At 70.5% G+C, this 24,763-nt stretch carries 25 protein-coding genes; 10 read left to right on the forward strand and 15 right to left on the reverse strand.

Translation table 11 applies throughout. The annotated features are described in order from the left end of the window. Nucleotides 1-94 precede the first annotated feature (94 nt). The 4 genes from ASG12_RS14810 (at nucleotide 95) to ASG12_RS14825 (ending at nucleotide 4,694) form a co-directional block, all read left to right on the forward strand. A complete protein-coding gene (locus tag ASG12_RS14810) occupies nucleotides 95-1,414 on the forward strand; it encodes a magnesium transporter MgtE N-terminal domain-containing protein (protein WP_055791174.1) in 1,320 nt (439 codons plus the stop codon). Continuing rightward, the gene (locus tag ASG12_RS14815) at nucleotides 1,411-1,953 is read left to right on the forward strand and encodes a DUF1003 domain-containing protein (RefSeq protein WP_055791180.1); all 543 of its coding nucleotides are present in this window, start codon (nucleotides 1,411-1,413) and stop codon (nucleotides 1,951-1,953) included. The genes ASG12_RS14810 and ASG12_RS14815 overlap by 4 nt, the downstream gene beginning before the upstream one ends. Nucleotides 1,954-2,173: 220 nt before the next feature. Next, the gene (locus ASG12_RS22350) at nucleotides 2,174-3,496 is read left to right on the forward strand and encodes a lytic murein transglycosylase (protein WP_443089100.1); all 1,323 of its coding nucleotides are present in this window, start codon (nucleotides 2,174-2,176) and stop codon (nucleotides 3,494-3,496) included. Between the two features lie 61 nt (nucleotides 3,497-3,557). Continuing rightward, on the forward strand, nucleotides 3,558-4,694 hold the full coding sequence (locus tag ASG12_RS14825; RefSeq protein ID WP_055791185.1) for an Mrp/NBP35 family ATP-binding protein: 1,137 nt from the start codon (nucleotides 3,558-3,560) through the stop codon (nucleotides 4,692-4,694). 19 nt (nucleotides 4,695-4,713) lie between these two features. Here ASG12_RS14825 and tatB read toward each other — a convergent pair whose 3' ends face one another. The 4 genes from tatB to sigE all read right to left on the reverse strand — a co-directional run bounded on the left by tatB (nucleotide 4,714) and on the right by sigE (nucleotide 8,140). Beyond that, nucleotides 4,714-5,226, reverse strand: coding sequence for a Sec-independent protein translocase protein TatB (gene tatB, locus ASG12_RS14830; protein WP_082502036.1), 513 nt, complete (start codon nucleotides 5,224-5,226; stop codon nucleotides 4,714-4,716). 13 nt (nucleotides 5,227-5,239) lie between these two features. Then, nucleotides 5,240-6,766 (reverse strand): S1C family serine protease, encoded by a 1,527-nt coding sequence (locus tag ASG12_RS14835; RefSeq protein ID WP_082502037.1) that lies wholly within the window; start codon nucleotides 6,764-6,766, stop codon nucleotides 5,240-5,242. Between the two features lie 31 nt (nucleotides 6,767-6,797). Then, nucleotides 6,798-7,334, reverse strand: coding sequence for a hypothetical protein (locus tag ASG12_RS14840; protein ID WP_327197955.1), 537 nt, complete (start codon nucleotides 7,332-7,334; stop codon nucleotides 6,798-6,800). 143 nt (nucleotides 7,335-7,477) lie between these two features. Beyond that, nucleotides 7,478-8,140 carry an RNA polymerase sigma factor SigE gene (gene sigE / locus ASG12_RS14845; RefSeq protein ID WP_082502088.1) on the reverse strand — a complete coding sequence of 221 codons (663 nt, stop codon included), beginning with the start codon at nucleotides 8,138-8,140 and terminating at the stop codon, nucleotides 7,478-7,480. 296 nt (nucleotides 8,141-8,436) lie between these two features. Here sigE and ASG12_RS14850 point away from each other — a divergent pair, with 296 nt between their 5' ends. Continuing rightward, nucleotides 8,437-9,129: an O-methyltransferase gene (locus ASG12_RS14850; RefSeq protein WP_082502038.1), complete on the forward strand. Its 693-nt coding sequence runs from the start codon at nucleotides 8,437-8,439 to the stop codon at nucleotides 9,127-9,129. A gap of 15 nt (nucleotides 9,130-9,144) precedes the next feature. On the opposite strand, the gene ASG12_RS14855 is transcribed toward ASG12_RS14850, so the two are convergent. From ASG12_RS14855 to rfbD, 4 genes are read right to left on the reverse strand one after another with little or no spacing between them, the layout of a single operon-like run. Further along, nucleotides 9,145-9,945, reverse strand: a complete 801-nt coding sequence (locus tag ASG12_RS14855) for an SGNH/GDSL hydrolase family protein (RefSeq protein WP_055792124.1) — start codon at nucleotides 9,943-9,945, stop codon at nucleotides 9,145-9,147. Between the two features lie 11 nt (nucleotides 9,946-9,956). Continuing rightward, nucleotides 9,957-11,069 carry a sugar phosphate nucleotidyltransferase gene (locus ASG12_RS14860; protein WP_235457106.1) on the reverse strand — a complete coding sequence of 371 codons (1,113 nt, stop codon included), beginning with the start codon at nucleotides 11,067-11,069 and terminating at the stop codon, nucleotides 9,957-9,959. Next, nucleotides 11,070-11,984 (reverse strand): glycosyltransferase family 2 protein, encoded by a 915-nt coding sequence (locus tag ASG12_RS14865; protein WP_200932797.1) that lies wholly within the window; start codon nucleotides 11,982-11,984, stop codon nucleotides 11,070-11,072. Between the two features lie 47 nt (nucleotides 11,985-12,031). Beyond that, complete coding sequence (rfbD, locus tag ASG12_RS14870; protein WP_055791190.1) at nucleotides 12,032-12,964, reverse strand: dTDP-4-dehydrorhamnose reductase; 933 nt, start codon at nucleotides 12,962-12,964, stop codon at nucleotides 12,032-12,034. 224 nt (nucleotides 12,965-13,188) lie between these two features. Here rfbD and ASG12_RS14875 point away from each other — a divergent pair, with 224 nt between their 5' ends. Both ASG12_RS14875 and ASG12_RS14880 read left to right on the forward strand, forming a co-directional pair. Then, nucleotides 13,189-14,910, forward strand: coding sequence for an LCP family protein (locus tag ASG12_RS14875; protein WP_235457108.1), 1,722 nt, complete (start codon nucleotides 13,189-13,191; stop codon nucleotides 14,908-14,910). 70 nt (nucleotides 14,911-14,980) lie between these two features. Next, on the forward strand, nucleotides 14,981-15,712 hold the full coding sequence (locus tag ASG12_RS14880; protein WP_055791194.1) for a TIGR03089 family protein: 732 nt from the start codon (nucleotides 14,981-14,983) through the stop codon (nucleotides 15,710-15,712). 37 nt (nucleotides 15,713-15,749) lie between these two features. Here the strand turns inward: ASG12_RS14880 and ASG12_RS14885 are convergent, their stop codons facing one another. Beyond that, nucleotides 15,750-16,910, reverse strand: a complete 1,161-nt coding sequence (locus tag ASG12_RS14885; protein ID WP_045822159.1) for an acyl-CoA dehydrogenase — start codon at nucleotides 16,908-16,910, stop codon at nucleotides 15,750-15,752. Between the two features lie 145 nt (nucleotides 16,911-17,055). Between ASG12_RS14885 and ASG12_RS14890 the strand changes: the two genes are divergently transcribed. After that, on the forward strand, nucleotides 17,056-17,880 hold the full coding sequence (locus tag ASG12_RS14890) for a dienelactone hydrolase family protein (protein ID WP_055791196.1): 825 nt from the start codon (nucleotides 17,056-17,058) through the stop codon (nucleotides 17,878-17,880). Between the two features lie 7 nt (nucleotides 17,881-17,887). Here ASG12_RS14890 and purE read toward each other — a convergent pair whose 3' ends face one another. Next, nucleotides 17,888-18,439: a 5-(carboxyamino)imidazole ribonucleotide mutase gene (purE, locus tag ASG12_RS14895; RefSeq protein WP_235457109.1), complete on the reverse strand. Its 552-nt coding sequence runs from the start codon at nucleotides 18,437-18,439 to the stop codon at nucleotides 17,888-17,890. A 10-nt stretch (nucleotides 18,440-18,449) separates the two neighbouring features. After that, the gene (locus ASG12_RS14900) at nucleotides 18,450-19,709 is read right to left on the reverse strand and encodes a 5-(carboxyamino)imidazole ribonucleotide synthase (RefSeq protein WP_268810451.1); all 1,260 of its coding nucleotides are present in this window, start codon (nucleotides 19,707-19,709) and stop codon (nucleotides 18,450-18,452) included. A 129-nt stretch (nucleotides 19,710-19,838) separates the two neighbouring features. On the opposite strand from ASG12_RS14900, the gene ASG12_RS14905 reads away from it, so the two are divergent. Next, a complete protein-coding gene (locus tag ASG12_RS14905) occupies nucleotides 19,839-20,405 on the forward strand; it encodes a GtrA family protein (RefSeq protein WP_055791199.1) in 567 nt (188 codons plus the stop codon). Nucleotides 20,406-20,419: 14 nt separating this feature from the next. On the opposite strand, the gene ASG12_RS14910 is transcribed toward ASG12_RS14905, so the two are convergent. From ASG12_RS14910 to ASG12_RS14920, 3 genes are read right to left on the reverse strand one after another with little or no spacing between them, the layout of a single operon-like run. Next, nucleotides 20,420-21,736 carry an ATP-binding protein gene (locus ASG12_RS14910; protein ID WP_055791202.1) on the reverse strand — a complete coding sequence of 439 codons (1,317 nt, stop codon included), beginning with the start codon at nucleotides 21,734-21,736 and terminating at the stop codon, nucleotides 20,420-20,422. A gap of 31 nt (nucleotides 21,737-21,767) precedes the next feature. Then, a complete protein-coding gene (locus tag ASG12_RS14915; protein ID WP_055791205.1) occupies nucleotides 21,768-22,445 on the reverse strand; it encodes a response regulator transcription factor in 678 nt (225 codons plus the stop codon). Nucleotides 22,446-22,461: 16 nt separating this feature from the next. Continuing rightward, nucleotides 22,462-23,001, reverse strand: coding sequence for a PH domain-containing protein (locus ASG12_RS14920; RefSeq protein ID WP_055791208.1), 540 nt, complete (start codon nucleotides 22,999-23,001; stop codon nucleotides 22,462-22,464). A 181-nt stretch (nucleotides 23,002-23,182) separates the two neighbouring features. On the opposite strand from ASG12_RS14920, the gene ASG12_RS14925 reads away from it, so the two are divergent. After that, nucleotides 23,183-23,854, forward strand: a complete 672-nt coding sequence (locus tag ASG12_RS14925) for a DUF6069 family protein (protein ID WP_055791211.1) — start codon at nucleotides 23,183-23,185, stop codon at nucleotides 23,852-23,854. Between the two features lie 15 nt (nucleotides 23,855-23,869). On the opposite strand, the gene ASG12_RS14930 is transcribed toward ASG12_RS14925, so the two are convergent. After that, the gene (locus ASG12_RS14930) at nucleotides 23,870-24,703 is read right to left on the reverse strand and encodes a biotin--[acetyl-CoA-carboxylase] ligase (RefSeq protein WP_082502040.1); all 834 of its coding nucleotides are present in this window, start codon (nucleotides 24,701-24,703) and stop codon (nucleotides 23,870-23,872) included. Between the last annotated feature and the right edge of the window lie 60 nt (nucleotides 24,704-24,763).

Here is a 24,763-nt window from a genome sequence, read left to right on the forward strand (position 1 = left end):
CATCGCGGTCGGTATTCCGGCATCTCGGTCCGCGCGGGTGTCGTCATCGACACACCACGTCGACCAGCCGAGGGCTCGCACTACCCTGTCAGCCATGGCAGCAGTGAGCAAGGTGTTCGTGGCCAGGCTCGCGGGCCTCGCGGTCCTCGGTCCCGACGGCGAGTCGATAGGTCGGGTACGCGATCTCGTCCTGTCGCTGCGCTTCGACTCGGCGCCGCCGCGAGCGCTCGGTCTGGCCGTCGAACTCAGCACCCGGCGACGCATCTTCGTGCCCATGTTGCGGGTCACCAGCATCGAACCGACGTCGGTGAACCTCAACACCGGCACCGTCAGCATGCGGCGGCTGAACCTGCGTCCCGGCGAGTCGCTGGCGATCGGGCAGATCCTCGACAGTCGCGTGCAGGTCGTCGATCCCGATCTCCCCGAGCTCGCCGGCGCCGACATGCACGTCGTCGACCTGGGCATCGAGCGCAACCGCACCCGCGACTGGGTGATCTCCCGGGTCGCGCTGCGCGGCACCCGCTCGCGACTCGGCCGACGCGGCGAGACCCACGTGGTGGGGTGGTCGTCGGTGCGCGGCCTCACCCACAGCAGTCTCGAGGAGCCCGGACAGGGTGTGACACAGGCACTCTCGCAGTTCGAGGGCATGCGCGCGGCCGACGTCGCCAACGCGTTGCGCGAGCTGCCGTCCAAACGCCGCCAGGAGATCGCCGGCGCCCTCGACGACGAACGACTCGCCGACGTGATCCAGGAGCTCCCCGTCGACGACCAGACCGAGCTGATCGGTCGGATGGAGGTCGACCGGGCCGCCGACGTCCTCGAGGCGATGGATCCCGACGACGCCGCCGACCTCCTCGGCGAGCTGCCCGACACCGAGGCCGAAGCCCTCCTGCAACGCATGGACCCGGAGGAGTCGGCACCGGTGCGACGGCTGCTGTCGCACTCCCCCGACACCGCCGGTGGCCTCATGACACCCGAGCCGCTCATCGTGACGGCGAGCACGACCATCGCCGAGGCGCTGGCCCGCGCCCGCAACCCCGATCTCACCCCGGCGTCGGCGAGCCTGACCTTCGTGGTCCGCCCGCCGACGGCCACGCCGACGGGCAAATACCTCGGGTGCGTGCACCTGCAGGCTCTGCTGCGCGAACCGCCGGCCGACCTCGTCGGCGGCATCCTCGACACCGATCTCGCACGGCTGGGTCCCGAGGACTCGCTCGAGGCCGTGACCCGCTACTTCGCCACCTACAACCTCGTGTGCGGACCGGTCGTGGACGCCGAGGGGCACCTCCTCGGTGCGGTCACCGTCGACGACCTCCTCGACCATCTGCTGCCCGAGGACTGGCGAGAGAACGAACCCGGTGACGACGACACCGTCGTCGCGGGGCGGTCGAGGGTGCGGGGAGGCCTGTCGTGAGCCCCGAGTCCTCCGCACGGGGCGGACGCCGCCTCGACACCCCGACCAAGGGCCGGCGCCGTCTGCCGTTCCATCTCGACGCCGACATCGTCGGGGTCTACAGCGAACGACTCGCACGATTCCTCGGCACCGGCCGCTACCTCGCGATCCAGACCGTCGTGGTGATCGTGTGGATCGCGCTGAACATGGTGGCGCTGAGCATCCAGTGGGATCCCTACCCGTTCATCCTGCTCAACCTCGCGTTCTCGACCCAGGCCGCTTACGCGGCACCGTTGATCCTGTTGGCGCAGAACCGTCAGGAGAACCGCGACCGGGTGGCCCTCGAGGAAGATCGGATGCGTGCGGAGCAGACCAAGGCCGACACCGAGTTCCTCGCCCGCGAGCTCGCCGCGGTTCGCCTGGCCGTCGGCGACACCGTGACCCGCGACTACCTACGGCGCGAACTCGACGACCTCCTGACCGAACTGCGGACGGCCCTGCGCGATCCCGAGACCGCCGACGTCACCGACACCGATCACCGCCGGGGACCGCGTACCTGACCGTTCGCCTCCCGCACGCTCGTCCCATATGTATCGTGGATCACAGCCCGGTCCGGGGGACGGTACCGACCGAGCACGATCGACACGCCACCGTCGAAGTCGACTGTCCCGTCGGCGAACTCGTGTGTGAGAAAGCGGTGCCCCTGTGCAGTCCCGAGGCGTCATCGACGCGGCCCTGGCCCGACAACGTGCCCGCAAGCCCGGTCGAGAGGGACGTCCCGTGCGACCCCCCATGAACGCCGGCCGGTACGTGCCGATGGGTGTCGCGACACTGCTGGTCGGCGTCTTCGTCCTCGGCGCCGCTACCTCGAGCGCACAACGCCAACCGGCGTCGGCCCTGGCCGCCGCCGAGGTGACCCCCGCCGCCGCGATCGTCGACTCCGGACCCCGCACGCTGGGGTTCGCCCCGCCTGCGGCACTCGCGACCGCGGCCGAGGTCGTCCCGGCCGGTGTGCGCACCCTCGCCCCCGCCCTCCCCTCGGGCCCCCTGGGGATACCGGGGATCATGCTGCGCGCCTACAAGCTCGCCGCCGACCGCGTGGGCTCGGAGAACGCCGCCTGCAAGCTGCCGTGGTTCCTCCTCGCCGGCATCGGCCGCATCGAGTCCGGGCACGCCGGCGACGGTTCGGTCGACGCCTCGGGCACCACCATCAACCCCATCGCCGGCCCCGTGCTCGACGGCAGTCTCGCGGGCAACGCGGTCATCACCGACACCGACCGCGGAGCCATCGACGGCGACCCCACCCACGATCGCGCCATGGGTCCGATGCAGTTCATCCCCAGCACCTGGGCGTCCTGGGGCTCCGACGGCAACGGCGACGGCCGGGCCGATCCGAACAACATCTTCGACGCCACCTACTCCGCGGGTCGGTACCTGTGCGCCGGGGTCAGCGACATCATGAGCCCGCAGCACCGCGTCGCCGCCGTCCTGCGATACAACAACTCCCTCGAGTACGTCTCGAACGTCCTCACCTGGGCTCTGGCCTACGCGACGGGCGCGGTGCCGACTGCATCGGTCCTGGAGGTCAAGCGACCCGCGACCAGCGCCGCGCCGACCCCGCGCGCACCCGGCGCCCCGCCGGCGCCGTCGGGTGCACCCGGTGCCTCGCCGACCCCCGGTGCCCCCGGTGCGACCGAACCGGCACCGACCGCACGCCTGCGTGCGGCGAAGGCGGCCTTCGACGTCCCGGCCACGATCGCGGTCACCTCGCCGGCCGGACCGGTGTCGTGCACCGTCGATCTCACGGTCACGATTGCACCCGACGGCACGTCGGCGACGGTCGGCAAGGCCGTGTTGAGCGGACCGAACCCGCTCTGCGCCATCGCCCGGACCGCGGCGCTCCCCTGGACCATCACCCCGACCGGCCCGACGACCATCGAGGTCACCGGTGTCGGTGTCGACGCCCTGGGTACGCGATGCGGCCCGATCGGACTCGCCGGCGAGCTCACCGGTGCCCTGACCGCTGCCGCACCGCCCGCCGGGCCGTGCGTGATCCGTTCGCTCACCCTGCGTCCCACACCGTCGCTGGCGCTGGAACCGTAGAAGCGGCCGCTCGCCCACCGGCGGCTCAGGGGTCGCTCGCCGGCGGATACGCTGGGCGACGATGAACGACGACACCGAATCCGCGATCCGTACCGCCCTGGCCAAGGTGACCGACCCCGAGATCGGGAAACCGATCACCGACCTCGGCATGCTGAAGTCGGTCACCGTGGCCGACGACGGCAGCGTCGACATCGGGATCTACCTCACGACGTCGGGCTGCCCCCTGCGCACCGAGATCACCGAGCGCGTCACGACCGCCGCCTCCGACGTCCCCGGCGTCGGCGCGGTCCGAGTGGAACTCGACGTGATGGACGACGAACAGCGCACCGAACTGCGCAAGTCGTTGCGTGGCGACCGGGCCGAACCGGTGATCCCGTTCGCCCAACCCGGATCCCTGACCCGCGTCTACGCCGTCGCCTCGGGCAAGGGCGGTGTCGGCAAGTCCAGCGTGACGGTCAACCTCGCGGCGGCCCTCGCCGAGCGCGGACTCACGGTGGGGGTCCTCGACGCCGACATCTACGGCCACTCGGTGCCCCGCATGATGGGCAACGACGCCAAGCCCACGCAGGTCGAGAAGATGATCATGCCGCCGATGGCGCACGGCGTGAAGTTCATCTCCATCGCCCAGTTCACCAGCGGCAACACCCCGGTCGTGTGGCGCGGACCGATGTTGCACCGCGCACTGCAGCAGTTCCTCGCCGACGTCTACTGGGGCGACCTCGACGTGTTGCTCCTCGATCTGCCGCCGGGCACCGGCGACATCGCCATCTCCATCGCCCAGCTCATCCCCGGGGCCGAGATCCTCGTCGTCACCACCCCCCAGCAGGCCGCCGCCGAGGTCGCCGAGCGTGCCGGTGCGATCGCCCTGCAGACCAGGCAGAAGATCGCCGGCGTGGTGGAGAACATGTCGTGGATGGAACTGCCCGACGGCAGCCGCATCGAGCCGTTCGGTTCCGGCGGCGGCGCGTTGGTGGCCGAAAGGCTCACCCGCGCGGTCGGAGCCGAGGTCGCCCTGCTCGGTTCGATCCCGTTGGAGACGGCACTACGCGAGGGCGGCGACAGCGGCGTGCCGCTGGTGCTCTCCGATCCGACATCCCCGGCCGGGGCCGCGCTGCGCGACATCGCCCAGCGCCTCGCCGTGCGTCGTCGGGGCCTGGCGGGGATGTCGCTGGGCATCGACACCGCGCGCAACGCCTGACCGTCCGGGATACGGACCGCTAGGTCGCGTCCCAGTCGACGACCGAGCGCTTTGTGGGCTGATCCGGCGTCGTCGTGCGTGTCGCGGACTTCTCGGCCGCGGGCCGCGTCGCCTTCGACAGATCGGGAGAGGTCTTCTTGGTGAGCGACGGACCGGGGCCGTCGGTCGTCAGCGCGGGCGCCGGGGTCGGGTTGATCTCGGGCATCGGCGCCGACACCGGTTTGATGCGGGTGTCGTCGTCGAAGTTGCCCGAGAAGAACGAGTCGTCGCCGTCGAGCAGGTGCTTGGTGATCAGCGATCGGGGCGTCATCCCCCGCAGCTCGTTGAGTTCGGCCAGCGGTTTGCGGAAATCCTCGAAATCCGGTCCGAGGTCGTCCTTGAGCTGGTTGGTCGCCCCTGCCGCGTACTCGCGGACCTGCCGCAGCGATTTCATCGTCCAGCTGACGGCACCGGGCAACCGCTCGGGTCCGAGGATGACCAGACCGGCCACCAGGAGTACCAGGAGCTCGCCCCATCCGACGCTGCTGAACACAGTTGCAGGCTACTCAGTCGGCCGCGGGTGTGATGGACGCGGTGAAGGTTCGATTGTCCCGCCAGTAGGTGAACGGCACCGACTTGCCGATGGTCGAGGTGCGTACCGCGACCGTGAGCTCGTCGGCTCCGTCGATGGGCCGGTTGTCGAACGCGGTGATGACGTCGCCCTCACGCAGGCCCGCCCCCGCTGCCGGGGATCCACCCACGATGTTGCGGATCTGCGCGCCGAGCACCGCGGCGTTGCGGACCGTGCTGGCGTTCACACCGATCTGGGCGTGGACGGCCTTGCCGTCGCGGATCAGCTCGTCGGCCACCTGCCTGGCCTCGTTGATCGGGATCGCGAATCCCAACCCGAACGAGCTGCCGTCGGCGCCGGCCCTCGCGGTGTTGATCCCGACCACGTTCGCGTTGTCGTCGACCAACGGGCCACCGGAGTTGCCGGGGTTGATCGCGGCGTCGGTCTGGATGCCGTCGAGCACCGCGTCGGTGTCGGACGTGTCGTCCGGGCGGAGCGGGACCGCGCGGTTCGTCGCGCTGACGATGCCGCTGGTGACGGTCCGGTCGAGACCCAGCGGCGAGCCGAACGCGATGACCTCCTGGCCTATCTCGAGATCGGCGGAGTTCCCCAGCGACGCGACGGTGAGGTCGTCGACGCCGTCGACCTTGATCACCGCGAGGTCGGTCCGGATGTCACGACCCACGATGCGGGCCGGGACCCGCTGTCGGTCGAAGAACGTCACCTCGAGCGCGGCGCGCTCGGTGGCGGCCTGGGAGATGACGTGGTTGTTGGTGAGGATGTACCCGGATTTGTCGAGCACCACGCCCGATCCGGTCCCGATCGAGTTCGCCGTGCGGACGTTGATGGCGACGACCGCCCTCTCCACCGCCTGGGCGACCTGTGCGACACGTCCTCCGTCGGCGCGTGGCGCGTTCTCGCCGGATCCCAGCGAGACCGAGTCGGAGTGCAGTGGCGGCACGACCTCGGCGGTCAGGCGACCGAACAACCCGCCCACCAGCCCGATGGCCAGCGCGACGACCCCGAGGACGGCCAGGGCGCGCCAGCTGACGATGCGGTCGAAGAGCAGTTCACGGACGCCGAGCTTGGCGCCGGGAAGCACGGGTGCCGCCGCCTGTGCGGTGGCCAGCGCCGGTGCGTCGAGACCGGCCACGCTCGCCGGGTCGCGCCACGGGTCGGGGGTCGTCTCGGTCTCTGCGCTCTCGCCGTAGCGCGAGTCGGGATCGCGCTGCACGGCCTCGTCGGCACCCGGCGGACGGGAGAACGCCTCGCGCAGAACGGGATCGGGTGCACCGACCACTGGTTGCACGGCGCGGGCGCGCTGGTGTTCCGGCGCGGCGAACGAACCGTCGACGCCGGCGGGGCGCCCGAACACCGCTGCGGTCTGCGGCGACACCGGCGAGTGTCGACCCTGCCGCGGACCCGCACTCGGTTCGGATTTCGAGGTGTTCACCGGAGTGACGTCCGGGGACGACGTCGAGGAGGACGTGTCGGAGGTGTCGTCGGGTGGGGGCGGGGTCATCGCGTCGTGCCCGCGGCCGCCGTCGCCGGGATCACCGATGGCGCCAACGGCTCGGACGATGCACCGGGAAACCCGGGGCCGACAGCGGTCCCCCGCGATCGGGGGCACGGCGATCGGTGTCGCGCGACCGCTCCAGGGCACTGCGGAGATCGATCTCCCGACTCGGGATGTCGGTGAGGGCGCCCAACAGCCCCAGGGGCATGGTGATGTCCGCGCAGCCGCGCAGCGCGGTACGCGCGGCTGCCTGCGCATCGACCTCGGCGGCGCAGTCGGCGCAGGCCGCGATGTGGCGCGCGGCGCGCAGGTGGGCGTTCATCCGGAGCTCGCCGTCGACGTAGGCCGCGACGGCCTCGGTGGCGAGATGATCGGTGGGGGCGAACGAACGCCCTCCGGCCGAACCGGGCGCACGATAGGCGGTGTTCGGCGACAGCGACGACGATGCCGGGCGCCGTGCAGCTCGGCGGTCGCGAGATCCTGCGTCGCGCGGGTCTGCGTCGTCAGGATCGGGGCCGAACGGACCTCGTAGCCGGTCCACGGTCATCACCCCTTCGAGTCGGCGGTCTCTCACGGTCGGACCCGAGAGCGACGAGCCGCGGGCGTGCCCCACGATAGCGAAAGCTCTCGGCGGTGTCGTGTGTCCGGCACCGAGGGGACAACGATCACCACCCCTGTCGGGTTCCCGAAGAACCCGCCCGGCCTCGGCCGTGGCGTCTAGATCGAGGTGGTGACCGAGCGACTGCTGGTGTGACCGTTGGCGGCGAGGTGATCGCGGATGGCCTGTCGACCACGATGGATGCGACTGCGCACGGTACCGAGCTTCACGCCGAGCGTCGTCGCGATCTCCTCGTACGACAGACCCTCGATGTCACACAGGACGACCGCGGCACGGAACTCCGGTGCCAACGCGTCGAGCGCCTGCTGCAGATCGGGGTCGAGGTTGGCGTCGTCGTAGGCGCGTCCCGGATCGGGCGCCGAGCCGGGAACGCGCTCGTAGTCCTCGGGCAGTGCCTCCATACGGATCTTGGCGCGACGGCGGACCATGTCGAGGAACAGGTTGGTCGTGATGCGGTGCAACCAGCCCTCGAACGTGCCGGGGCGGTAGTTCGACAGCGACCGGAAGACCCGGATGAACGTCTCCTGGGTCAGATCCTCGGCGTCGTGCTGGTTGCCCGACAGGCGGTAGGCGAGGCGGTACACACGATCGGCGTGTTCGCGGACCAACTCGTCCCACGACGGCATGAGCGCACCGTCACCGGTCTCGTCGAACCGGGCGGTGCCTGTCCGCTCCCCCGCGACGGAGTCGGTGGACGCAGCGGTCTCCACCGTGGCCTGTGTGCTGTCTGCGATGTCGGCGGATCGGGGGGTGTCGATCATGTGCGCGGCTCCACTTCCTCTCGGGGTCGACGCGCGGGATGTCATCTCTGCCAGGAGAACCTCGTCATGGTCCGGGATGTTCCCGAACCGACGCGGTCCGCGGTGTCCCGCGGTGACGATCGCTGTGTCGTTGTCCATGACTCTGGTACATCGGGGTATGTGAGCCGTATGAGTGGCCTGAGCGTTGCCTGAGAGTCGCGACGAGGCCCTGTGGCGACACCGACGGGCCGTCGCCGCCACGCGCAGGCGACCCCGACCTGGCCGATCGAGCGACCGCTGACGGTTAACCTGTCTGCGTGTCCGACACCCCCGGTGACCAGCCGACCGACAGCCCGACCCGCGACCCCGGCCATGAGTCGCTCCGCGAGTACGCCGAGTCGGCGATCGCCGAGGACGACACCCTCCTCGCCGCACGCGAACGCGCCCACGAACTCGGCGCCGCCGCCGTCTCCCCCGCCGTCGGAGCGACGCTCTGCCTGCTGACCCGGCTGACCGATGCCCGCAACGTGGTCGAGATCGGCACCGGCGCCGGAGTCAGCGGCCTCTGGTTGCTCGCCGGGATGCGGGCCGACGGGGTGCTCACCACCATCGACCCGGACTCCGAGCATCAGCGGGCGGCCAGGGTCGCCTTCGCCGCCGCCGGTGTCGCCTCGTCACGGACCCGACTGATCAACGGACGCGCCGCCGACGTGCTGCCACGACTCGCCGACGCGTCCTACGACGTTGTGTTCGTCGACGGCGCCGTCATCGACCAGCCGCGCTACGTCACCGAGGGGCTGCGACTCCTCCGTCCCGGCGGCGTGCTGCTGGTGCACGACGCCACCGCCGACGGGCGGATCGCCGACCCGTCGCGGACCGATCCCGAGACCTCGGCCGCCCGCGCCGCGGCGCTGATGATCTCCGAGGACGACGGCCTGCTGCCGGTGGTCATCCCGCTCGGGCGTGGCCTGCTCGCCGCCGCGCGCACCGCTCCGACCGACGAGGAATGACCCTGGTGGGTGGAGCTAGGGCGTGGGCGCGAGCTCGGTGAGCTCGGGGTACTTCGGCGACATGTTGTCCCCGCGCGACCGACCCCGTAGACGACGCCCGATCCACGGCGCGGCCGCCTGGGTCGCCCACTGCCGGTTGCCCTTTCGTCGCTGCGCGGCCGAGACCTCCTCCGCGGGGCCGAAGGTCACGGGGACGAGATCGTGGGCCACGCCCAGGGATTCGAGCACGCAGATCGCCATCTGATGATGACCGGCCGGCGACAGATGCATCCGGTCGAACTCCCACATCCGCCGATCGGCGAACTCGCGCATCCGCCAGAAGTCGACCAGATGGACCCCGCGGCGGTCGGCGATCTCGCGCAACAGTTCGTTGTAGATGGCGAAACGTCCACGCAGCGCGGCGAACAGCGGTCGGGCTGCGGTGTCGAACGCGGTGAACGTGAACACGAGCGCACCGGTGTCGACGAGCGCTCCGATCGCGGAGTCGTACCGCGCCATGAGGTCGTCGATGTCGACCGACGGGCGCAACAGATCGTTGACGCCCGCGCAGATCGCCACCAGATCCGGCGCCATACGCAGTGCCGGGTCGAGCTGATCGGTCACCACCGGACCGAGCAACTTCCCGCGGATCGCGAGGTTCGCGTACCGCAGCGGCTCGTCACCGCGACGCGCCGCACGACGTGCCAGCACCTCCGCGGTGCGGTCGGCCCACCCACGGACACCGTTGGGGCACAGGGGTTCGTCGTCGCCGACACCCTCGGGGAATGAGTCGCCCACGGCGACGAACCGTGTGACGGGTCGGTCCGGATCGATCATCGGTCGCGTCATCACACGTCGGTGGAGAACCGCACCCCGCCGTCGGGGATCGTGACCCCCGGCCACACGCGGGCGCCACGGAGCAGTTCGCACCGCGCACCGATGTCCGCGCCGTCGCCGATCACCCCGTCACGCACCAGCGCCCGGGGACCGATACGGGCCCCGAACCCGATGATGCTGCGTTCCACGACCGCTCCGGCCTCGATCACCGCACCGTCGAAGACCACCGCACCGTCGAGTCGTGCGCGGGCGCCGATCTCGGCTCCGCGTCCGACGACCGTGCCGCCGACGAGGACGGCCCCGGGGGCGACACCGGCACCCTCGTGCACGAGGGACTCACCGCGCGGTCCCGACAACGCCGGCGACGGCGCGATCCCGCGCACCAGATCGGCCGAACCCTGCACGAAGTCCTCCGGGGTCCCCATGTCGCGCCAGTACCCGGTGTCGACGTGGGCGTGGACGTGCCTGCCGTGCGCGAGCAGGCCGGGAAACACCTCACGTTCGACCGAGACCGGTCGGCCGGCGTCGATCTCCTCGATGACCGACCGCTTGAAGACGTAGCAGCCCGCATTGATCTGATCGGTCGGCGGATCCTGCGTCTTCTCCAGGAACGCCGTCACGCGACCGTCGTCGTCGGTCGGGACACACCCGAACGCACGCGGATCGCCCACGCGCACCAGGTGGATCGTGACGTCGGCACCCGACGAGTGATGGGTGTCGAGCACCGCGCGGACGTCGGTGCCGCCCAACACGTCTCCGTTGAAGACGAGGATCGTGTCCGCGGTGAGCTCTGGCAGCACGTTGCGGATCGCCCCGCCCGTGCCCAGGGGTTCGGTCTCGGTCACGTACGACAGATGCATGCCGAGCTTCGACCCGTCACCGAAGTGTTCGGCGAACACCTCGGCCTTGAACGACGTACCGAGCACCACGTCGGTGATACCTGCCGCGCCGATCCGCGACAGCAGATGGGTGAGGAACGGCATCCCGGCGGTGGGAAGCATCGGCTTGGGGGCCGAGAGGGTGAGCGGCCGTAGCCGGGTCCCCTTGCCGCCCACCAGGATCACTGCCTGGACGCCACCCCCGGACGTGCCGGTGTGCGTGATGTCGCCATCGGTCGGTGCCACTCATGCCTCCATCGTGGGTGGTTGAACTGCGTTCACAGTAGGCGAGACCGCCCGGTTTCTCGCGGCCCGGCGGGCCGAGGCCACGGCCACCTTCGACCGGACCCACAGACCCGCGCCGAGCCCCGCGCGCAACGGCGCCCAGCGGGCGCCCGGGTGTCGATCGGCCTGGAATCGGTAGGCGCTCTGGTGATGGGCGGGCAGCATGAGTTCAGGGTGTTCACCGGCGACGTGGCCCTTGCGGTGGATCACCTCGGCGCTCGGTGCGTAGACGTTGAGCCACCCGGCGCGCGCCAGACGGTCACCGAGGTCGACGTCCTCCATGTACATGAAGTAGCGGGAATCGAACCCGTCGATGGAGTCGAAGGCGGCGCGGCGCAGCAGCAGGCACGATCCCGACAGCCACCCGACGGTCCGTTCGGCGATGTCGGCGTCCTGCTGGCGGTAGGCGGTGGTCCAGGGATTGGACTTCCACACCTTGCCCAGGACGGCGTGGCCGGTTCCCGACACCAGGTCGGGGACGCGTCGGGCCGAGGGGTAGACGGTGCCGTCGGGTTCGCGGATCAGCGGACCGATCGATCCGGCGCGCGGACGACGACGAGCGACGGCGAGGAGTTCGTCGATGGACCCCGGGGTCCATTCGACGTCGGGGTTGGCCACGATCACGAACTCGATCGCGGGATCCACCTCGGCGACCGCACGGTTCGCGGCACCGCCGTAACCGATGTTGGCGCCGGTGTCGACGAGGGTGACGTTGTCGAAGTCGCGTTCGGCGGCCTCGGGGGCGCCGTCGGTCGAGCCGTTGTCGGCGATGATCACCCGGTGGTCGACGGTGGTCGCGGTGCGGAGGCTGCGGAGAAAGGCGGCGAGATGGTCCCCCGACGAGTAGGTCACGGTCACCACAGCCAGGTCAGTCACCGAGCAAGGGTAACCAACCGTCGGTGACCCACCGCCCGGGCGGGTTCTCACACACTCGGCCCGGCCACCCCGTCTGCGGCCAGCGCCGCGGTGAGCCCGGAACGCCAGTCGCGCAGCGGCGGCAGCCCCGCGGCCGCCCATGACCGACCCGACAGAACCGAGTAGGACGGCCGGGGCGCCGGGCGGGGGAACGCCGCGGTCGTCGTGGGGGCGACCCGCTCCGGATCGGCGCCCACCCCGGCGAACACCGCACGTGCGAGGTCGAACCACGAGCAGCTCCCGGCGTTGGTCGCGTGCAGCGTCGCCCCCGTGACGTCGGGACGGTCGGCGAGCGCGAGCAGCCCGGCCGCGAGATCGACGGCGTAGGTGGGTGATCCGACCTGGTCGTCGACCACCGACACCGTGTCGCGTTCGGCTTCGAGGCGACGCATCGTGGCGACGAAATCGCTGCCGCCGAGGGCGCCGGTGTAGACCCATGCCGTCCGTACGACGGTCGCGCGCGGGTCGATCCGGGCGACGGCGCGTTCACCGGCGAGCTTGGTGCGCCCGTACACCGACGCCGGCTGCGCCTCGGGATCGAGGTCACCGGGCTCCCTGGGCACCCGGTCGCCACCCGCCGCATCCGAGAACACATAGTCGGTGGAGAGATGGATCAGTCGCGCTCCGTACCGTGCGGTCGCCCGCGCGAGGTTCGCCGGACCGATCTCGTTGCCCAGGCGGGCCGCCTCGACGTCGGTCTCGGCCGCGTCGACCGCGGTGTGGGCCGCGCAGTTGACCACGACGTCGTCGGGGGTGAGGTCGGCGAGCGCACGGTCCACGTGCACGGCGTCGGCGATGTCGATGTCCTCGCGACCCAGGGCCACCGCGTCGGGTCCGGCGGCGAGCAGACGCCCGACCTGCCCGCCGGCACCGATCACGATGAGACGGCCGGGTCGAGTCGCCGCCTGCCCCTGCGTGTCCTGGTCGTGTGTGTCGCTCATCACCGGTAGACCCCTTCCCCTCGTTCGACGCAACCCCACATCTCGCGACCGAGCGTATCGGCCGGTCACCGACTCCACCGATCGACGCGATCGCGCGAGCCCGGGGGAACGACGCCGACCGTGCGGCGTTGCGTTCCCCGGTTCGGGGTCCCCGGGGACGTACCGTGAGGTCTCAGACCCGTTCGCCCCACCCGCCCCACCCGTCACGACCTCGAGAGGACCCCGTGCAGCAGCCACCCGACGACCCCCGTGGTCGTCGAGCCGCCCCTCGGCGCGGTGGTCCCGCCGATCGTCGCGCCCGCCCGGCTGCATCGCGGACCACCCCTGCTCGCACCTCGACTCCCCGCACCTCGGTTCCCGGTACCCCGAACCCCCGCGCCGCCGGTCCCGCCGCAGGCGCACCCGGCACACGCACGCGCACTGCGGCGCGAGCTGCGACGACGTCATCGGGGGCTGCCGCCACCCGCGCGCCCGTCGCCGCCACCCCCGACGCCGTGGCGAAGCGCCGCGGACCAATGGCCGGGCGGTTGGCGATCGCGCTGGCCTCGGTCGCCGTCCTCGTCCTCACCGGATACGCATGGAACGGCATCACCGACCTCGAGAACAACGTCACCCGTCTCGGCGGCCTGTCGCTGGGGTCGGGCCAGGACGGCGCCGTCGACATCCTCATGGTGGGCACCGACTCCCGCACCGACGCCCAGGGCAACCCGCTGTCGCCGGCCGAGGCCGCGAAGCTCCACGCGGGCGACGAGGTCGCCACCAACACCGACACCATCCTGTTGATCCGCATCCCCAACGACGGATCCTCGGCGACGGCCATCTCGATCCCCCGCGACTCCTACGTCGACGTGCCGGGGATCGGGATGAGCAAGATCAACGCCGCCTACGGGGCGACGAAAGAGGCACGCCGGGAAGCACTCGTCGAATCGGGCACCTCGCCCGAGCAGGCCCAGACCGAGTCGACCGCCGCCGGCCGCAAGGCGCTCATCGACACCGTCGCCAAGCTCACCGGGGTGCAGGTCGACCACTACGCCGAGGTCGGGCTGGTCGGGTTCGTCCTGCTCACCGACGCCGTCGGCGGCGTCGACGTGTGCCTCAAGAACCCGGTGGACGAACCCCTCTCGGGGGCGCGGTTCCGGGCCGGCAGGCAGGTCCTCGACGGCGCCCAGGCCCTGAGCTTTGTCCGCCAGCGCCACGACCTCCCCCGCGGCGACCTCGACCGCATCGTGCGGCAGCAGGTGTTCATGGCGTCGCTGGCCCAGAAGGTGCTCTCGGCGGGCACCCTCACCAACCCCGGCAAACTGTCCGATCTCGAGCAGGCGGTGTCACGGTCGATCGTGATCGACGACAACTGGGACATCCTGAAGTTCGTCGAGCAGCTCAAGGACCTCAGCGGCGGCAAGGTGAAGTTCGCGACCATCCCGGTGACCGACGAACAGGGATGGAGCGAGGACGGGCAGCAATCCGTCGTCACCGTGAACCCTGTTGCGGTGCAGCGGTTCACCAGTGCCCTGCTCACGAAGCCCGCTCCCGGTCGCCTCGACCGGGCCGACTACACCGTCGACGTCGTCAACGCCGGTTCGGTGGACGGGCTCGCCACGAACGTCTCCAACATCGCCACCAGCCGCGGGTTCCTGCGCGGCACCACGGGCAACGCCTCCAGTCCCGACGCCACCAGCGCGGTCATGACGTCGGAACGCAATGCCGCGGCGACCGATCTCGCCCGCCAGATGGGTGGCCTGCCGGTGCAGGTCGATCCGTCGATCCCCGCCGGACACCTCAAGCTGATGCTCACCGACGCCTACACCGGTCCGGGATCGATCACCGACACCGGCGCACAGCCGGGCAGCACCGACACCGCCGCGACACCGGCGGGTGTGACCTCGACAACGACCACCACCCCACCCATCACGGCGTCGGGGTCGGGTCCGGCCTGCGTCAACTGATCTGTCCCCCGACCCGTTCGAGCCGACCCCGTCGCAATCGACCCGGGCGCGTACCGACAGGATCACCACCATGAGCACTCGTCCCGCGCGCGACGTCGCGACCGTCACCGACGCGGTGTTCGGCCCGGCTATGGCCACCGACCCCGCGAGCCCGCTGTTCACCTTCTACGACGACGCCTCCGGGGAACGCACCGAGCTGTCGACGCTGACCGCGGTGAACTGGGCCGCGAAGACGGCGAACTTCCTGCGCGACGAGATCGGCGTGGCACCCGGCGACCGGGTCGCCGTCGACCTCCCCGAGCACTGGCAGACGTTCACGATCCTGCTCGGCGCCTGGTGGGCCGGCGCCGAGGTGGTGCTCGGCAGCGATCCGTCGGTGTCGGTCGCGTTCTGCGCGCGCGACCGCCTCGACGCGCACGCCGACGTCGACGAGGTCGTCGTCGCCCCGCTCGACCCGTTCGCGCTCCCCGTCGCCGATCTGCCGATCGGCGTCACCGACTTCGGGTCGGGGGTGCGGGTGCACGGCGACCAGTTCGCACCGATCGTGGGCGGGCCCGCCGCGCTGGACGGCCGCACCGTCGCCGAGATCGTCGCCGCCGCGACCGCCCGGGCCGCGGCCGACGACGTCACCGCGGGTTCTCGCGTGGTGTCGACCTGCCGCTGGGACACCGCCGACGGCCTCATCCGCGGCGTGCTCGCGACACCTGTCGTCGGCGCGAGCCTGGTGCATGTCTCCCACCCCGACGCCGGCGCGATGGCGAGGCGTGCCGACACGGAAAAGGCGACCGTCTCACTGTCGTGAGGCGGCCGCCCGGATCCGTCGGTGGGTGCGGCGGAGGTCAGCGCAGCAGTGCGCGCGACATCACGACCCGCTGGATCTGGTTGGTGCCCTCGTAGATCTGCGTGATCTTGGCGTCGCGCATCATCCGCTCCACGGGGAAGTCACGGGTGTAGCCCGCGCCGCCGAACAGCTGGACCGCGTCGGTGGTGACCGACATCGCGACATCGGAGGCGAAGCACTTCGAGGCCGAGGAGATGAACCCGAGGTTGGGCTCGCCGCGTTCGGCGCGCGCCGCGGAGGTGTAGACCATGAGCCGCGCGGCCTCCACCTTCATCGCCATGTCGGCGATCATGAACTCGACGCCCTGGAACTGCGAGATCGTCTTGCCGAACTGCTTGCGCTCCTTGACGTACTCGATGGTCTTGTCGAGCGCGCCCTGCGCGATACCGACGGCCTGCGCGCCGATGGTGGGACGGGTGTGGTCGAGGGTCTGCAGCGCGGTCTTGAAGCCGGTGCCCTCCTCGCCGATGAGGCGATCGGCGGGGATCTCACAGTTCTCGAAGTAGAGCTCCGCGGTCGGCGAACCCTTGATGCCGAGCTTGCGCTCGTAGCCGCCGGTGGAGAAACCCGGATCGTCCTTGTGCACCATGAACGCCGAGATGCCGTTGGAGCCCTGCTCGGGATCGGTCACGGCCATGACGGTGTACCAGGTCGACTTGCCGCCGTTGGTGATCCACGCCTTGCCGCCGTTGAGGACCCAGCCCTCGGAGGTCTTCTTGGCCCGGGTCCGCATGGAGGCGGCGTCGGAACCGGCCTCACGCTCGGACAGACCGTAGGAGGCGAGCAGACCACCGGAGGCGATGTCGGGCAGGACCTGCTTCTTGAGCTCGTCGGATCCGCTGAGGATGAGCCCCATCGTGCCGAGCTTGTTCACCGCGGGGATCAGCGAGGCCGAGGCGTCGACGCGGGCGACCTCCTCGATGACGATGCAGGCGGCGACGGAATCACCGCCCTGGCCCTCGAACTCCTCGGGGACGTGGATCGCGTTGAAGCCCGATGCGTTGAGGGCATCGAGGGCCTCCTGCGGGAAGCGGGAGTTCTCGTCGACGTCGGCCGCGTGGGGCTCGATCTCCTTCTCCGACAACGCGCGGATGGCCTCGCGCAGCGCCTCGTGCTCCTCCGGCAGCGCGAAGAGGTCGAAATCTGGGTTGCCGGACATGTCGCGTCTCCTCAAATGTGATGTGTCACCTCCCATGCTAACCCTCGACTCGACGAGTGTTACCGGGCGGTAACCGGCGCGACGCTGGTGTGACGGCACGCACTCTGCGACGCTTGCGCCATGCCCACAGCCCCCGGAGGACCCCGTGACGAATGACTCCCTCGCCGACTTCGACCGCATCGAGTTCTCCGCCGAGGGACGCACCGCACCGGTGTACCGACTCGGCTCGGGGCCCGCGGTGATCGTCATCTCCGAGATGCCGGGCATCACCCCCGCGGTGGCGGGGTTCGCGCGCACCGTGGCCGGGTTGGGACTGACCGCGGTCATGCCGCACCTGTTCGGCGTCGACGGCAAGGACCCCCTCGACGCACGCATCCCCGCACTCGGCGCCGCGGCGACGATCGCCCGCGCCATCGTCCCGGCCTGCATCAGTCGCGAGTTCACGGTGCTGGCGACCGGCAAGTCGTCACCGGTGGTGCAGTGGTTGCGCGCCCTCGGCGCGGCCGAACACGAGCGGTGTGGCGGTCCGGGCATCGGCGCGGTGGGCATGTGTTTCACCGGAGGGTTCGCGCTCGCCATGGCCGCCGACGACCGACTCATCGCGCCGGTGCTGTCGCAGCCGTCGTTGCCGTTCGGCGTCAGCCGGAGTCGCACCCACAACATCGACATCTCCCCTGCCGACCTCGCGACAGTCAAGAACCGGTGCGCCGCAGGCGGTCTCGGCGTGCTGGGGCTGCGGTTCGCGGGCGATCGCGCCTGCCCTCCCGCGCGCTTCCAGTGGCTCGCCGAGCAACTCGGCGACGCGTTCACCGCGATCGAGATCCCCGACGACGCGGCGAACCCCGACGCACTGGCCCCGCCGCACTCGGTGCTCACCGAGCATCTCGTCGATGCTCCCGGGGAACCGACGCGTGCCGCCCTCGACGAGGTGCTCGACCTCTTCCGACGGCGACTGCTCCCCACCGGGTAGCGCGCAGTCAGTCGCCGATGAGGGTGCGGCGCAACGCCGCGTCCTTCTCGAGGACCATCTGTTCGAGGTTGCGCTGGAACGCCTGCATCCGGGCCAGCAGGACCGGGTCGCCGGTGGCGATGATCCGCACCGCCAGCAGCCCCGCGTTGCGGGCCCCACCGATCGACACCGTCGCGACCGGGACGCCGGCCGGCATCTGCACGATCGACAGCAGTGAATCCATGCCGTCGAGATACTTCAGCGGCACGGGGACGCCGATCACCGGTAGCGGCGTGGCCGACGCCACCATCCCGGGGAGGTGTGCGGCACCACCGGCGCCGGCGATGATCACCGAGATCCCGCGGTCGGCGGCACCGGCGGCGTAATCGAGCATGCGCTGCGGCGTGCGGTGCGCCGAGACGACACCCACCTCGAACGGCACCTCGAACTCGGCGAGCGCCTCGGCGGCGGCCTCCATCGTCGGCCAGTCGGAATCGCTGCCCATGATGAGGCCCACACGGGGACCCGAGGGACTCGTACCCACCGGATCGGGTCGCATCGCATCATCCATCGTGTTCATCCCATCCGGCTCATTCCCGCCCATGTTCATCCCACCCGTCGGCCCACACCGCGGTCGACATCCAGTGTGCCGCCCGCTCGGCGCGTTCGCGCACCCCTGCGACATCGTCGCCGGGTGTACCGACGATGTTGACATGGCCGATCTTGCGTTCGGGCCGTTCACCTTTCGCATACAGGTGCACACGGGCGTCGGGCATCCGGGCCATCAGGTGGTGGCACCGCTCGTCCATCGACATCGTCGGCGCCGAGTCGGCGCCCAGGATGTTGGCCATCACGGTGACCTCGGCGCGGGCGCGGGTGTCCCCCAACGGATAGTCGAGGACCGCACGCAGGTGCTGCTCGAACTGCCCGGTGACCGCCCCGTCCATCGACCAGTGACCGCTGTTGTGGGGACGCATCGCGAGCTCGTTGATCGACAGCCGGCCGTCCTCGGTCTCGAACAGCTCGACCGCCATCACGCCGACGACGCCGAGCTCGTTCGCCAGTCGCAACGCGATGGTCTGCGCCTGGGTGGCGAGTTCGTCGGAGAGATCCGGTGCGGGGGCGATCACGACCGCACACTGGCCGTTGCGCTGCACCGTCTCCACCACCGGCCACACCGCGCCCTGACCGAACGGCGAGCGCGCCACCATCGCCGACAGTTCACGGCGCATCGCGACCCGGGCCTCGGCCAGCAACGGCGTCCCGTCGGCGACCGACCGTGTCAGCACCTCGACGGCGTCGTCGAGGTCGTCGGGCATCCACACGCCGCGCCCGTCGTACCCGCCGCGGATCGCCTTGAGCACGACGCGCCCGTCGTGGCGGGCGAAGAAGTCACGCAGTGTCGCCTCGGCGTCGGGGCCGTCAAGGTCGACGAAGTCGGGAACCGGCAGCCCCATCTCCGACAGGCGGCGGCGCATCACCGACTTGTCCTGCGCGTGGACGAGGGCCTCCGGTGGCGGGAGCACGTTCACGCCCTCGGCCACCAGCGTGTGCAGGAGGTCGGTCGGCACCCCCTCGTGGTCGAACGTGACCGCGACCGCGCCCACGGCGACCCGTCGCAGGTCCTCGAGGTCGTCGTGGGAGCCGAGCACGACGTCGGGGGTGACGAGTGCTGCGGGTTCGTCGGCCGAGGCCGCCAACACACGCAGGCGCTGTCCGAGTGCGATCGCGGCCTGGTGCGTCATCCGCGCGAGCTGTCCCCCGCCGATCATCGCCACCGTCGGCAGCGCGCCCGGTGCGCTCGCGACGGCGCGCGGCGCTGTGTTCTGACCCGTCGACTCTTGGCTCACGGCTGACCATGCTGTCACGCCCGACCTGCTCGGCGACCACGTACCACCGTCGGGAGGGTCACCCGCCGACCCTGCAGTTCACCGCCACGATGACAATGTTTCGCCGATCGTTTCGTAGACTCGTGACTTGTGTCGACTATCGACGGGCTCCTCGCCCGTACCCCGGCGCCGATCCGGCGACTGGCGCTCCGCCACCACGAACTGATCAAGTTCGCGATGGTCGGTGGCACCACGATGGTCTTCGACATGGCCATCTTCTACTCGCTCAGCCTCACGATCCTCGAGCAGAAGCCCGTGATCGCGAAGGTCATCTCCGGCACGCTCGCGACCGTGTTGAGCTACGTCCTCAACCGTGAGTGGGCGTTCAAGAACCGCGGCGGTCGCGAGACCCACCACGAGGCGTTGCTGTTCTTCGTCATCAGCGGCATGGGCGTGGTCCTGCAGGCCGCTCCCCTGTTCATCGCCAACAACCTGTTCGACGTGCGCAACCACGCGAGCGTCGCCGCCCTGGTGGTCATCGACTTCATCCTCGGCTACATCATCGGCAACGTCCTGCAGATGGTGTTCCGGTTCTGGGCGCTGCGGAAGTTCGCGTTCCCCGAGACCCAGGGCGACGAGGACGCAGAGATCGAGGCCCTTGCCACCGGTCAGGTCACCATCGGCGACGCCGACCCCGACGCCCTCGGACGTCGCTGACGCAATAGAGCGCCTCAGCGCGGCTCGCGGACGGCCACGGCCACCCGATCACGCGGTCCGGTGAGCGGTCCGCCCTCGCCGGTCGGCACCACGATGCTGAACGTCGCCGGGCGTCGGGTGGTCAGTTCCAGCCGCCCGCCGTCGGCCTCGACCAGCGCCCGCGCCAGCGACAGCCCGACGCCGCTGGAGCCGGCCGCGGAGTACCCGCGGCGGAAGATCAGCTGCACGCGGTCGTCGGGGACGCCGGACCCCTCATCACCCACCGCGACCCGCAACATCCCCGCCCCCACGAGTTCGGCGACCTCCACCCGGCACACCCCGCCGCCGTGGCGCAGGGAGTTGTCGATGAGCACCGAGACCGCCTCACGCAGCCGGCTCGGGGTCGCCCAGGCGGTGCTCTCGCCCGAGTAGGTCACCTCCAGCTCACGCCCGGCCTGGTGGAACGACTCGGTGAAGTCCCGGACCAGCGGATCGACGGTCCCGTGGACGTCGATCGGTCCCTTGGGCAGCACGGCGGAGTCGCGGGACACCGCGATGAGCTCGTCGAGCTCGCGGTTGAGTCGCTCCACCTGCTCGTGTGCCGCCTCGGCCTCGTCGACGACGTCGGGGTCGGGATGCAACGAGAGCTCGTCGAGCCGCAACTGGATCGCGGTGAGACGACTACGCAGCTGATGGGAGACCTCGCCGACGATCTCGCCCTCGCGTTCGAGGCGCAGGGCGATCTCCCGGTTGGCGACCTCGAGCGCGCTCGACACCCGGTCGAGTTCGACGATGCCGTGCGATTTCCACGCGGAGTGGAAATCGCCCTGCGCCATGCTCGAGGCACGTTCGGCGAGTTCCTCGAGGGGGTCGGCGAGGCGTTTCGCGGTGACCGCCGCGACGACGGTGCCCGCGGCGACCGACGCGGTGAGAACCAGGGCCACCACGCCCACCGCGGTCCACTGGTTGCCCCGCACCTGCGACAGCGGGATCTCCATCGTGATCGCGCCGGCGTCGCCGAGGCTCACCGACTCGCTCACCGTCGCCCCCGCGAGGGTGTCGCCGATCGCGGTGCGGTCACTCTCACCGGGCGCCGCCGGGTACTCCAGTTCGAGGCGACCGCCCGCGGGGAGCAGGAGGCGGAACGGGGCGGTGTCGAGCGCCACGGCGTTCGGCCCACCGTCGGACTCCTGGTCGATCAGCTCACCCGAGACCCGCTTGAGGCGCTGGTCGAGATCCTGATGGGCGAGGTCGTCGACCCACCACCACGCGGTGAACATGAGCGGCAGCCCGAGCAGGAACCCGATGCCCATCACCATGGCGATCATCGACAGCAGGATCCGTCTGCGCACCGCGCGCCTCTTCTCGGTCGGGGATGGCTATCTAGTCGGGATCGAACCGGAAGCCGACACCGCGCACGGTGACGATCCGCTTCGTGCGACCGGCCTGATCGTCCCCGATCTTCCGCCGCAGCCACGACACGTGCATGTCCAGGGTCTTCGACGATCGCAGATCGGCCGATCCCCACACCTCGGTGAGGATCTCCTCGCGACTGACCACCTCGCCGCCCCGTTCCATCAGGAAGCGCAGCAGATCGAACTCGCGGTTGGCCAGCGTCGCGTCCTTGCCGCCCACCAACACCCGTCGACCGCGGGCGTCTAGTTGGATGTCGCCGGCCTCGAGGACCAGGTCGACGCCCTGCTTGCGGCGCAGCAGCGCGCGCACCCGGGCCAGCAGCTCGGCGAGTCGGAACGGTTTGCCGACATAGTCGTCGGCGCCGGCGTCGAGCCCCACCACGAAGTCGACCTCGTCGGTGCGGGCGGTGAGCATGAGGACCGCGAGCTGCGGGCGGGCGGCCCGCACGCGACGGCACACCTCGAGGCCGTCCATCTCGGGGAGCCCGAGGTCGAGGACCAGCAGCTCGAACCGGTTGTCCCGGGCCCGTTCGAGGGCGTCGGGCCCGGTCGTCACGATCTCGCACCCGTACCCCTCACGGGTGAGTGCACGGGCCAGGGGCCCGGCGATGGCCTCGTCGTCTTCGGCCAGCAATACGTCGGTCACGACAACACGGTACGGATCAGCGCCGTCGACCGCCGTCGAACCCGTCCCCGGGCCGCGCGCCGGACTCGGGGTCGAACACCTCGTGGTAGAGCAGCGAGTGGACCTTCTCGACCTGCGGGATGTCGTCGAACGACAGCGGATCCTCCGACGCCGACTCGATGATGAGCGTCCCGGTGCGCAGCATCCGGTCGATCACGCCGTGTCGGAACTCGACGGAGTTGATCCGCTGCAACGGGATGTCGATGCCCGACCGTGTGAGGATCCCGTTGCGGAACGTGACACGCCGGTCGGTCAGCACGAAGTGCGTGGTGCGCCAGGAGATCAGGGGTCGCAGGAAGAACCAGACGACGACCACCGCCCACACGACGGCGATCACGATCCACAGCACCGACCGTGTCGATCCGGTGAGATCACTCGAGGTGTACCCCGCGGCGATACCCGCGAGGGCGGTGACCACCAGGAAGATCAGCGTGGGGACGATCAGGCACTTCCAGTGCGGATGACGGTGCAGGACGACGTGCTCGCCGTCGGCGAGGATGTTCTCCGGGTACCCCATCGGTGCGCCTTTCGCCAGGTGTCCGCGCGGGTGCGGCGATGATGAGGCTAGTCGTAGATCGGACATCACGGGCCCGGTGTCGCGGTGTCGGCGGGTACCCACTCGCTACACTCGGACGACGATCGCTCCGAACCGAACGCCGGTCCCGGCGGCGGGAACACACCCGAGCGGGAGGCGCCTTATGAGCCCACGACCCCAGTACCCGAACGAGCCCGACGACCCGCGCACCCGCGCGTACGGCCAGGCCGACAACGACCCCTACCGGGCCGACGCGTACCGCGGGGACTCCTACGGCAACACCTCCGCCTACGCGGCCGACTCGTATGCGGCCGACTCGTACGGAGGCGATCCGTACGGTCGCGACCGCTACGCCGATCCCTATCCGGCGCAGGCGAAGCGGGCACGCGCGCCTCGACCGCCGCGGCGCGGCCCCCAGATCAACACCGGACTGTTCATCGGCGGCGTGTTGGCGACCGCGGTCGTCACGGCCCTCGCGGCGTGGTTGATCGCGTGGATCATCCGGGTCATCAGCCAGCGCATCACCGAGACCGGCAAGTTCGGCGTCTGGAACCCGGTGTCGCAGGACGAGTACTGGTTCGCCGTCGTCGGGGCGTTGTGCGCGCTGCTCGCCGGTGCGCTCTGGTACGTGCTGCAGCTGACCACGCCGTCGCCCGATCAATTCTTCAGCTGGATCGTGGGCCTGCTCATCGCGGCCGCGGTCCTGCTGCCCCTGCTGCTGTCGCAGGAGTGGACCACCGGCATCGGCACCGCGATCATGCACCTCGTGATCGGACTGCCGATCCTCTTCCTCATCTCGGCGATGGGTTCGAAGAGCGTGGAGAGCTACCGCTGATCAGGCCAGTGTCGATCAGGCCAGGGGCCGCAGGTGGGTCACGTCACCGGCGTTGATCGCGATGGCGGCACCGCCGGACTCCGGGATGACCACGATCCGTCCGGTCTCGTCGACGTCGGTCGCGGTCCCGACTAGCACCTGCGATTGGGGCAGGTCCACCCGCACACGGGTCCCGAGCGTCCCGCACACCGCGCGGTAGTCCTCGGCGAGCGCACCGAGGTCGTGAGGCCATCGAGACAGCTCCCGCGCCATCGAGGCCAGGATCGCCCCGGCCAACCGTGAACGGTCCACCGACGTGCCGGTGACGAGGTTCAACGATGTCGCCGTCGGGACGGGCAAGGCGTCGGCCGCCAGCCCCGTGTTGACGCCGACACCGACCACCACCGAACGCCCGACCCCCGAATCCTGAAGGCCGTGCGCGAGTTCGGCGAGGATCCCCGACACCTTCAGGCCGCCGACGAGGACGTCATTGGGCCACTTCACCCGGGACGAGACGCCGGTGACCTCGGTGATCGCGGAGACCACCGCGACACCGGTGAGCAGGGGGATCCATCCCAACGCGCCGGCCGCGGCCGCGCCGTGGGCGTCGACGACCATCGACATCGCCAGGTGGGTGCCGGGGACCGACTCCCACCGACGCCCCTGCCGGCCCCGCCCGTCGACCTGCTCCTCGGCGATGAGCACCGCACCGACACAGTCCCGGTCGGAGCATCGGGCCACCAGATCGGCGTTCGTCGACCCGGTGCGGTCGACCACCTCGATCGGCCCCCACGAGGGCCCGGCGGCAGATCGGACGACGTCGGGCCGTACCGGCTCGAACGGGACGGGGTCGGGGGGCGCCGCGGACATGCGATCACCCTAGGCTCGCGCAAACATGAGACACACTCAGGTTGGGTCGGTCCGCACGAC

This window comes from Williamsia sp. Leaf354, from assembly GCF_001424365.1.
Taxonomy (GTDB): Bacteria; Actinomycetota; Actinomycetes; order Mycobacteriales; family Mycobacteriaceae; genus Williamsia_A.

Bases quoted from the DNA above. Each gene is read 5' to 3' on its own strand.
- ASG12_RS14810 (WP_055791174.1), top strand. From the start codon at position 95: ATGGCAGCAGTGAGCAAGGTGTTCGTGGCCAGGCTCGCGGGCCTCGCG.
- ASG12_RS14825 (WP_055791185.1), top strand. From the start codon at position 3,558: ATGAACGACGACACCGAATCCGCGATCCGTACCGCCCTGGCCAAGGTG.
- ASG12_RS14835 (WP_082502037.1), bottom strand. From the start codon at position 6,766: ATGACCCCGCCCCCACCCGACGACACCTCCGACACGTCCTCCTCGACG.
- sigE (WP_082502088.1), bottom strand. From the start codon at position 8,140: ATGATCGACACCCCCCGATCCGCCGACATCGCAGACAGCACACAGGCC.
- ASG12_RS14855 (WP_055792124.1), bottom strand. From the start codon at position 9,945: ATGATCGATCCGGACCGACCCGTCACACGGTTCGTCGCCGTGGGCGAC.
- rfbD (WP_055791190.1), bottom strand. From the start codon at position 12,964: ATGAGCGACACACACGACCAGGACACGCAGGGGCAGGCGGCGACTCGA.
- ASG12_RS14880 (WP_055791194.1), top strand. From the start codon at position 14,981: ATGAGCACTCGTCCCGCGCGCGACGTCGCGACCGTCACCGACGCGGTG.
- ASG12_RS14885 (WP_045822159.1), bottom strand. From the start codon at position 16,910: ATGTCCGGCAACCCAGATTTCGACCTCTTCGCGCTGCCGGAGGAGCAC.
- purE (WP_235457109.1), bottom strand. From the start codon at position 18,439: ATGAACACGATGGATGATGCGATGCGACCCGATCCGGTGGGTACGAGT.
- ASG12_RS14920 (WP_055791208.1), bottom strand. From the start codon at position 23,001: ATGGGGTACCCGGAGAACATCCTCGCCGACGGCGAGCACGTCGTCCTG.
- ASG12_RS14925 (WP_055791211.1), top strand. From the start codon at position 23,183: ATGAGCCCACGACCCCAGTACCCGAACGAGCCCGACGACCCGCGCACC.
- ASG12_RS14930 (WP_082502040.1), bottom strand. From the start codon at position 24,703: ATGTCCGCGGCGCCCCCCGACCCCGTCCCGTTCGAGCCGGTACGGCCC.